This is a genomic window from Leptospira noguchii serovar Panama str. CZ214 (assembly GCF_000306255.2).
Lineage (GTDB): Bacteria > Spirochaetota > Leptospiria > Leptospirales > Leptospiraceae > Leptospira > Leptospira noguchii.
On the sequence record NZ_AKWY02000003.1, the window covers coordinates 54,111 to 64,163 of the forward strand.

5 protein-coding genes, 2 pseudogenes and 1 CRISPR repeat array are annotated in these 10,053 nt (G+C 34.9%); of the genes and pseudogenes, 2 read left to right on the top strand and 5 right to left on the bottom strand.

Going from position 1 to position 10,053, the window contains the following annotated elements; translation table 11 throughout:
- Positions 1–9: 9 nt before the first annotated feature.
- Positions 10–189: a hypothetical protein gene (locus LEP1GSC059_RS01710; RefSeq protein ID WP_017215645.1), complete on the top strand. Its 180-nt coding sequence runs from the start codon at positions 10–12 to the stop codon at positions 187–189.
- Here the strand turns inward: LEP1GSC059_RS01710 and LEP1GSC059_RS01715 are convergent, their stop codons facing one another.
- On the bottom strand, positions 190–1,017 hold the full coding sequence (locus LEP1GSC059_RS01715; RefSeq protein WP_017215646.1) for a crotonase/enoyl-CoA hydratase family protein: 828 nt from the start codon (positions 1,015–1,017) through the stop codon (positions 190–192).
- Between the two features lie 111 nt (positions 1,018–1,128).
- On the opposite strand from LEP1GSC059_RS01715, the gene LEP1GSC059_RS01720 reads away from it, so the two are divergent.
- On the top strand, positions 1,129–1,317 hold the full coding sequence (locus LEP1GSC059_RS01720; protein WP_017215647.1) for an LIC12628 family protein: 189 nt from the start codon (positions 1,129–1,131) through the stop codon (positions 1,315–1,317).
- Between the two features lie 497 nt (positions 1,318–1,814).
- Positions 1,815–2,577: a CRISPR direct-repeat array (repeat unit 37 nt; unit sequence GTTTCTTTCTCTTGTTTGAGAGGAAGTGGATTGAAAC).
- Between the two features lie 1,512 nt (positions 2,578–4,089).
- On the opposite strand, the gene LEP1GSC059_RS01725 is transcribed toward LEP1GSC059_RS01720, so the two are convergent.
- The 4 genes and pseudogenes from LEP1GSC059_RS01725 to LEP1GSC059_RS23920 form a co-directional block, all read right to left on the bottom strand.
- The gene (locus LEP1GSC059_RS01725; RefSeq protein ID WP_020980172.1) at positions 4,090–5,469 is read right to left on the bottom strand and encodes a histidine kinase dimerization/phosphoacceptor domain -containing protein; all 1,380 of its coding nucleotides are present in this window, start codon (positions 5,467–5,469) and stop codon (positions 4,090–4,092) included.
- Between the two features lie 1,425 nt (positions 5,470–6,894).
- Positions 6,895–8,346, bottom strand: a complete 1,452-nt coding sequence (locus LEP1GSC059_RS01730; RefSeq protein ID WP_002177889.1) for a pectin acetylesterase-family hydrolase — start codon at positions 8,344–8,346, stop codon at positions 6,895–6,897.
- Positions 8,347–9,004: 658 nt separating this feature from the next.
- Positions 9,005–9,184, bottom strand: a pseudogene (locus tag LEP1GSC059_RS23915) (RHS repeat domain-containing protein); the annotation flags it as partial.
- A pseudogene (locus LEP1GSC059_RS23920) lies at positions 9,161–10,053 on the bottom strand (helix-turn-helix domain-containing protein); the annotation flags it as partial. The pseudogenes LEP1GSC059_RS23920 and LEP1GSC059_RS23915, both read right to left, overlap by 24 nt.

Sequence of the window (10,053 nt, forward strand, 5' to 3'; positions counted from 1 at the left end):
AGGGAATTTATGAATATCAACGGAAATACAAACCAGAGTTTACTTTTGGAAAGGGTAGCGAATCTGCCTAAGGAAATCTTTCAGATACAAAACGATCTCAATCGAAAAATGCTGAATCTCGCCATAGAAACCGGGGTTCAGAATTTGAAAGAAGAAGGTCAGAGAAAGATCCTAGACATTTACGCGTAATTAGGATCGGTTATAGACTGGGCGTTTGCGTTCTCTAAAAGATTGCATCGCTCTTCTAAAATCTGCGGAATCTAAAAAGCTAGAATTCCAAAGTGCAACGTAATTTAAACCCGCATCTAGCGGTTTTCCTTCGGAATATCTCATCACGTCTTTGATTCCAGATACGACTATTTTAGGATTTTCGGCAATTTCTTTTGCGGTTGCAAGAGCCGCGTTCATCATTTCTTCTTCGGTTGAAAATACTTTAGTAACGAGCCCGATTCTTTCTGCTTCTGGCCCGTCTATGTCTTTTCCGGTTAAGGCCAATTCTCTTGTATGTCCTTGTCCGATGATAGAAGGAAGTCTGTTGATGGAACCCATATCGGCGACGATTGCTACTTTTGCTTCTCTAAGAGAGATAGACGCGTCTACGGTAGCGTAACGAATATCACAGGCGGAGATCAGGTCTAAACCGCCGCCGATACAATGTTTTTGAATCGCCGCGATGGAAGGTTTAGGGGAATCGTAAACTGCATTGATTCCCTTTTGCATTTTTAAAATGAGATCAAAAAACTTTCTTCGATCACTTCCTAAGGGAGCCTGAATTACATCTCCGAATTGTTGGATAAAAGAATCCAGGTCTAAACCGGTAGAGAAGGATTTACCTCTTGCGGCGATTACAAACGAATGAATGTCCGGGTTCGAATTGATTTCTTCGATTGTATCCGGCAAATCCCTCCAAAAAGGCCAGCTCATTGCGTTTCTTTTTTCGGGTCTATTGAGATAAAGAATGGCGGTTTTGTCCTCTGGTCTTGGAACGATTTCAAAAAATTCAAAATGGGTTTTCATCCCGGCCAGTCTGGGAAGTAAAAAAATTCTTACAAGTCATTCCTGATCCAAAGAAATGGTAGACAATTTTTTAATTATGAGAATGATTCTCATAATCTTTGGAGGTTTGAATTGATTATCAGTTGGGAAAAAATTCGTCATCAGCATCCAAAAGAAGAATGGAAGAGACTTTTAAATCGGGTGGAATGTGGTAGTTCCCACATTTTTACAGAAAAACGGTTTTGGTGTAATTCTTCCGAAGGGGAATTTGTCCTTTCCAATTTTATATCGAGCAAAGCAGATCGGAAAAAACCTAAGTAATATTGTTTTTGGGGTATTTGTAGGATTGTTCTCAAAACTAAAAACTTTGCGAATGTCTATTGGTTGATAGGACTGTTTGTTTTATTGAGTTTAGATTCAATTGTTTTCAAACTGGAAATGGCATTTCAAAATCTCTGAAAATTCGTACAACCCGAGAAACATTTGTTTAAAATTTTAATTTGAGACTGCTTCTAAAAAATTCTTTTGCTTCTTTTCAAAAAATTTTAGTTAGGTGAGAACTTTAATTAGCTTAAATCTATCCCTTGTTATAGGTTTGCCTTTGAGTAGCCGATCTTTTACAATGAATTGTTCTTTGCGAACCTGTTTTTCCCGATTTATTACGGACCTTTCGCGCTCTTGTATAGATTCGTTGTTTGGCGATTGAACAGATTTGCTTAACAATTGTGCAGTATGCTGAAATAGGTTCGCGATTATTATGTCTAGAAAGTTTAATAAAGCATTTTATAATACATTATTTTCAACACTATTAAGCCGCTGTTTCTTTCTCTTGTTTGAGAGGAAGTGGATTGAAACAAATATTCAAAATCAAAAAACTCAAACAAAAAAGTTTCTTTCTCTTGTTTGAGAGGAAGTGGATTGAAACATCTTCTTAAAGCTTTCGTAATATAGTATTGCATACGTTTCTTTCTCTTGTTTGAGAGGAAGTGGATTGAAACTGTTTTAATCTTCGTACTAGTTCCAACTCTGGCCCAGGTTTCTTTCTCTTGTTTGAGAGGAAGTGGATTGAAACGCATAATGAACGGAAACATTCGTTTTTGTGTTGTTGTTTCTTTCTCTTGTTTGAGAGGAAGTGGATTGAAACTCTCTGTTCTGCGAATTGATTCGTTGCCTCTGTGTGGTTTCTTTCTCTTGTTTGAGAGGAAGTGGATTGAAACTCCGAATTTAAACGGACTTAGTCCGAACGAAGGCCGTGTTTCTTTCTCTTGTTTGAGAGGAAGTGGATTGAAACATCTTTACATTTGCCAAGACTAGATGATGCCGAAGAGTTTCTTTCTCTTGTTTGAGAGGAAGTGGATTGAAACATCTTTACATTTGCCAAGACTAGATGATGCCGAAGAGTTTCTTTCTCTTGTTTGAGAGGAAGTGGATTGAAACCCTGATTGTCTGGCAATACAAATGACATCCGTTTGGTTTCTTTCTCTTGTTTGAGAGGAAGTGGATTGAAACTTCATGGTGATAGGAAATCAAGACGCATCGAGCAGGTTTCTTCCTCTTGTTTGAGAGGAAGTGGATTGAAACGTTGTAGATGTCAGTTCCTGCGTATTGAACTACTGTTTCTTCTTCTTGTTTGAAGAACTACATAATAGAGTGTCTAAAATTCCGTTCCTGAAACTGGATTCCTTTCAAAATTTATAGTACTCTAATATATAGGATGAATACTATTTTAGTGATCGGATAGGCAAGAATGATAATTTTTAAGTTTTGTGGTAGTCCCTACAATTTTATGAAAATTGAATATCAAACTGTTGCAGGCTAAATGTATAAACTATGACTGATTTCCATTGAACAAAAGTTATTAGGAAAAAATTTTTCTAAAAATAGGAGTTCCTACATTCATTTTTATTTTTACAGACTGAGGTCTCTTTTTCGGAGAATGACTTGGTTTTATAAGTTTTACTGTGAAAATTTAGTATTTGTGGTAGTTCCCACAAATTAAGTCACATTGTAAATATACAGATTTTAAAATACTCTTTTAATTCAATTTCTGTATCAGTTTCCCAAATCAAAAAATTTTACTGAACGCCATAAAATTAAGTATTTGGGTTTTATAGCAGGGAAATGTTTGAATGTAAAATATTAGAATTATTTTATATAATTTTAAGTAAGAGGACTTCAAATTGAAACAAGGTTCTGAATGATTGCTTTCGTTATCTCGTTTGTCGTTTTTCCTCTCTTACAAATTAAAAGTTTGGCGTAAGAACTAAATATTTCCAAAAAAAAATGTGGGAACTATTACAAATTAAGATTTTACAAACAAATTCTAAAATTGTAGTAGTTCCTATTTTTAGAAAAATATTTCTTTTTACGCCGAACTTATATTAGTTATGAAAATTTAATATTTAAAGTTGTTGAAAAAATCTATATCTACAAATGATTTTATTTATTTGTTTTAATGAAAAAACAAAAGAAAATTAATTATTCAACAACTCTTTTATATAAAACTGTGATTATCTATATTCAGAATTTATTTTATATAAATTTGTTGAATCATAAAAAAATGATTTTTTTAAATCTATATTAACGTGAGCAGGGCGTAACGCGAAAGGGATTATTATGCTGCGATCCATAGTGAGCAGCACCTAAGTTTGAAAAATTCCCAAGGAATTGGAACGAAAAGAACTCAATGAAACGCTTTTTACGAAAGCGTTTGAAACTCAGCACAACGCTTTCCTGAACTCAGCGTCTCGCTTCTACGGTCGCTCGGGAAACTCAAAACGTTGCTGCCTGCTGTCGCAACGTTAGGTCGTGAGCCATTTTAACTATGAAATTTGCGAGCTGCGGCGACGACCCGGGAAACTCAGTGAACGCCTACCTATGGGTCGGCGTTCAGGGAGTCGTTGCACCTGAGTTTATTATTCGCCCCAATTTTCTTACGTCGAACTCACGTTATATTAGAGTTTTTGAAAAAACCTATAGTTCAGATTAACAAAACTGCTTCAATCGACCGTTCCTATCAAAGATAAACTTGATGGAGAATTAATTTTTTAATAATTCTATTTAAGCGCAGATTTAAAACAGAAAAATTTTATATTAAACCGAAACTGGAAAACGAAGCTGAACACAAGCACCTTCTTGATTGATAAAATCGATTTTACCGCCGATTTGTTTTGCAAGAGATTCCACAAGAGATAGCCCCAGAGAACTTGGATTTCTTTTTCGAATTGATTCTTCGGGAAGACCATTTCCGCTGTCAGAAACCTCAAGAATTAAAATTTCGTTTTCCTTTGTAAAATGAACTCGAATCGAACCAGATTCAGAATTTGCCAATCCGTGTTTTAAAGAATTTGTAATGAGTTCGTTGATGATCAAAGCTAGATTCATACCGATCTCGGCTTTTACCTTGCCTTCTTGAATATTGAGTTCTAATCGAACCTTTTCTCTATTTACTTGATAGATTTGAAAAAGTGCGTCCGTAAGTTTTTTTACATAGAGTTCAAAACTGATCAAAGAAAGGTCCTTGCTTTCATAGAGAATTTCGTGAAGAAGAGCTACCGCCCTCAGACGATTTTGACTTTCTCGCAGAACGTCGTTAGATTCTCCAGTTGTCTGACCCGATCTAAGACTAAAAATAGAAGAAATGATCGTAAGATTATTTTTGATTCTATGATGAATTTCTTTAAGATAAGTATCTTTTTCGGCATTATTTGTATGTTGTTCTTTGGTTCTAAGAATGTTAAAAGTTCCGGTTAATTTTTCTTCTCCACTAAAAATAGGAGAACTTTGAAATTGAATTTCGTGACTGCTTCCGTTTTTCGAGATTAAAAATAAATTTCCGTTATCTTTGGGAAGTCCAGATTTGAGCACTTCTTCTACTAAGTTTTCGATTGTATTTCCGGATCCGTTTCTGAAAAACAAAATTTGTCGAATCGGTTTTCCTAAATAATCTTCATATTTGCAACCGATCAATTTTTCAGCTGCCGGATTCATAAAAAGAAGAAGCCCGTTTTCATCGGTGGTTACAATTCCGGCCCCGAGTTGATCCAAAGCACCTTTTAATTTTTCTTCCGTTTGTTTTGATCTTTGTTCAATTTCATTTTTATAAAGGGCGACTTCGATCGATGAACGGAGTTGATCCGATTCAAAAGGTTTTACGATATATCCTAGGGGCTCCGTTTTTTTGGCCCTGTCTAAAGTGCTTTCGTCTGCATATGCGGTTAGATAAATAACGGGTGTATGAAACCGGTTTCGAAGTACTTCAGCGGTTTCGATTCCATCTAAATTTCCTTCTATGTTTATATCCATTAGAACTAAATCTGGATGATTTTCTTCTGCTTTTTGAATTGCTTCTTCCCCGGATGATGTGATTCCTACGAGTTCATAACCTAGTTTTTTTAACTTTTGTCCTAGGTTGACGGCTACGATGATCTCGTCTTCGACTACCAGTATTTTGGGTTTCTGAAGCATATCCATTAGTTACTAAAAATATTCCCGAATTCAACAAGTTATTTGTAGAAATGTACAAAAAGTCATGAGAAAGCCTATGTCTTATTTCGGTTTATGTTCCTGTTTACTTTCTATTTTTTTGATCTATTTAACAAAAAATGAAAGGTGGCCTTTGTTTAAAAAAGATTTTAAATGTAGGACCTATATGAAAAACTCCTATAGTAAAAAAACTATTTAAAACAGATACGTTAGCAAAACGAAGTCAATGAATCCGTTTCGGTTAAGCCCTATAAAATAGAGTGTCTAAAATTACGAAGGATTCTTTTAAAAATTTAGTGTAATTTAATGTACGACGAATTCAAAGATGATCGGTTTTGAAGTATTTTAAATAAAGATAAAAGTATTTTGAATTTGTTGTGTTCGTTTGTTTTTTAAAATCTTACTATTCGGACGCATAAAAATAATACTTATAATGAGATTATTTCAAAACTTAAAATGCAAAATCTACTTCAAAAAGACAATCAATTGGAGTTAAATACAATTGATTGAAAACATCATATCTTTGCTAAAATTGATTTGTAACTAATAAAACTATCTTTATACGTTCGAGTAGTAATTCTAATTTTAACTGCAAAATACAGATTACTTTATTTAACGTGAGTTCGGCATAAGAAAATGAGAAAGAATTTTTTAAAAGTAGGAGTTCCTACAATTTTGGAATTTGTTCGTAAAATCGTAATTTGTGAGAATTCCCACATTTAGAAATTGATCCGCAAAGTTCAAATTTTTTCAGAAAAATGAATCATGGCCTAATTCATGTTAGTGATTGTGAGTTCGACCTAAGAAAATCTGGATGAATCCGACTTGCTACAAACAAGCCGGACCGGGCTCTCAGCTCTGGTCAATAAATTACATGCAGGACGTTATATGACTTATCTTCGTAGATTTTAATATAGAACGTGATCCAGAGAAAAGCGTTCCTGAGTTCAACGCGATCTGTCGAGCGACTCATAGGGAGCGATGCATTGAGTTTGAGAAAGCGTTCTGCTTTAGTTTCCTCGCATGATTCCTTGTGCGTTATATCGAATTCACGTTAAAATAGTAATAGTTTATTGTTGAGTCGTTCAAGCCAATGATTTTAGAAATTTCTATAGGTATTGATGAACTGTTCTAAAATGCATATAATATTAGAATATTAAAAATTTTGAAACTTAGAAATTGTGGGAACTTGTGCAGATTATAAAAGACAAACTTGCGTTAGAATAAACACCCCTTTAGAAAAACCTTTTATTCTAAAGAGGTGAATTTCTACATTTTTGAGAAATCATTCAACGTTTATTTTTAAATTTTTTTATATGTCTTCGTATTAAAATCAAATTTATAGATAAGATTTCTATTTTGAGATCATTATAAAAATTTAAAATTCATTTTATAAATATTTCCTAATTTATTTTAAAGTCCTACGATAGGCCTGCAGGTAGTTGCCAGATCTGTATTGTTTACATAAGATTGATCTGAAGTAGCCGCATTCAAAGTAAGATTGATTTTACTTTTTGTAAAATTTGAAGCAGCACAATTGCCGCCATTGTTTGTGCACTTAGCGTTTCCAGGTTTTACACCTGTAGAAAGAGTCGTAAGCCAAGTGACAAAGTTAGTTCCTCCCGAATCCAGTTTATACATATCTTCTGACGTAGTTATTGTATGTACGTCACCCGGAGCGATGTAATACGAATAATTTGTAGTCCCAGCTGAGATTCCATTCATAGAAGTAACTGCCTGTTGTGTCCATCCGCATGTAGATCCATCCGTGGATGCTGTAGTTCCGTCTGGAACAGAACTTCCATCGCTGTCACCAAATAAAGAGGAATAGGTTTTAGAAGAATCGTAAGGATCTGTCGTTTTTTCATCTGAATATGTCGGAGCCGAGTTGATTATATTCATTACTTTGTAAAAAAATCTTTGGTTTCCATCGAAAGTAGCAGTGTATTGACCCGTTTTATCTCCTGATCCGTTATAATGTGTGGAAACCTTCGTAAAAAAATCTTGAATAGAAGGGTTTCCAACAGTGAGATAGTTCGCCGCAATTCCAGCTATCCAAGTGGGTAAATTTGAATCGGCTCCCCACTGGGTGCTTAGATTGGAGAAAAAACCGTTAGGAACAATTCCGTTAGACGCGTCAATAAGCATATTCATTTTTGCAGATGAATTTAGACCTGAAATCGTTTCACGTACGATAGGGTAATTGAGTAAAGTTCCATAACCTCCCGCACTTTGCCCAGTTACGAATACGGTCTGAACCTGAGAATATTCGGTCTGAATATATTTTAAGACAGAGAGCACATTGTCATAACCCTTATGTTTGACTACTACCGAAGACCCTGTGGTTGGATCGATATAAGTCATGTCTTTAGAGCCAAAGTGTAGATCTCCAGTACAATAAGGAATAAAAACTACATCATAATCTTTGAATGGGTTGGAGCCGTTGTTTGTGTTCATCACACCTTGAAAGACAAATTTTACGAACAGATCTGGAACTTTTTCGAGCTGATTGAAATAAGTAGTCGTGTTATCTCCAAAACAGTTATATCGACTCCAACAAGCTCCTCCTCCCATAAAATTGATGAGTAATTTGTCATTGGACGTTTTTACTTTTTTTCTATAAAATGAAAACGTTTTATTTTCGCTAGAGCCGGAACAAGAAGGGTTATAAGCTCTGTTTGAATAATTGGCTCCGGAAATGGTAATCGTTCCAGGAGAAGGAGTAATCTTTTCGTAAGGATTGTATAAAAGATCGGCTAAGATTAACGCTAAGAGAGTTTTGTCTTGATCATCGTCGTCTTTTTTACAATTTATAAAGGTAAGAAATAGACAAATCGTTGTTATATATAGAATCCATCGTTTCATTTTTTTAAGCTCCTTTTCCTTTTTCCACTTTTTGATTCTTCAATCATAGAACTCTTAGGTAGGAAAGTCAATCGATACCGGAAAAAATTGAGCTCTGTTTTAAAATGTTTTTGGAACTTTAAGAGTTTTACGAAATAAGTGATGAAGTTTAAGTCTGAGTCGTAAAATCATTAAGATCAACTTTTCTATAGATTCTAAAATTTTAAAAAGGCCACTCTGTAAAATCCTACAGTAGATTTCTAAACGAGATTTCCCAAATTTAGAATCAGTGTAATTTGTAAAAATTTTATATGTCTTCAAATTTAGATTTATTACAATTTATGACTTGGAACTATAGAATGGAACATCTAAAATTCTGTTTCCAAAATAGGAGTTTTTTTAAAAATTTATGGTACTCTAATATATAGTGATGAATAATATTATAATGATCGACAAGTATTATAATTGTTGAATGATTAATTTCCCACTTGGATTCTGTTTTATGAAAACGGCCGATTGAAGTAGTTTTGTTGATCGCTATTATGGAATTTTTCAACAACTTTATTATAATAATTTCTAAGTTTTGTGAGAGTTTCCACAATTTTAGAAAATTTGAATATCAAACTATTGCAGGTTTTGTATTTTTTAAATGTTAACTGGTGGTTGTATGAGTTTTCATATTCAGAGGATAGTAGGGCGGCTTTCGGAGAAAAGTCGTTTTGTATTTAAAAGTTTTATTGTATTCAACATTGTTACTTCGTTCGAGTTTCTCTGAAACCGGGCTCTCAGCTTCAGTCAATAAATTGTATGGAAATATCGTAATACAAAGTATTACCTTCGTGTCAAGAAAAGTTTGTATCGGAGTTTTCCCAAAACAAAACTTGCCTTGATGCGTTCGTTCGTAGTTATACGAATTAATCCAAATCCTTTTGCAAATCTTCAATAGAATTGTATACCTTCTTTCTAAAAGCAACTGCATAGAATTCGTCTTGAATGGTCTATATCTTCCACGGCGCTGGAATTCATGATGTTCCCTATTTCCACAATACTTTAGTTCCTCTGTCGGTTAGAATCCTCAACAAGCAAAGTCCTTCTTCTTCGAACCAAGGGATCACTTTGTCGTTTAACATATCGGCGGCCACTAACGCATTCTTCCTGTCGTAAAGTTTTGCCATCGCTACTTTAGAATAAGAGTCAATAAAGGTTTGCTGGTAAATCCTTCCTACGCCCTTGATTGTGCCAACGTAATACGTATCTTGGCTATCCTGGGTGTTCTGTTTCTATTTCACCTCCAACTTGTTTCTCTAATTTCCTTTTTTCTAATGCTTGAACTTGTGATTCGGTTAATACGGGAGAATTACCTTGAGCCATGAATGCTTCTAAAGCCTTCAGTCTTTTGGAGAAGGTTTCCAAATCGTGACGAACCCATACACTCCGAACAGTCGCAGGACCAACTATGATCCCTTATTTTTTCAATTCATTGCATGCTCTCTGCTGACCATACGCGGGAAAGTCGATAGCCATCTTCTTTACAGCTTCTTCCTTTTCAGGTTCGATACGATTCTTAGGATTCGGTTTACGTCTACTCAGATCCTGGAAGGCAAGTTCTCCTCCTTCTCGTATAACTCTTGAAAACGATAGAAGCTATCTCGCGAATAGCCCATCACGTTACAAGCCTTTGAGACGTTCCCCAAAGTCTCCGCTAACTTCAAGAGACCCATTTTGTTT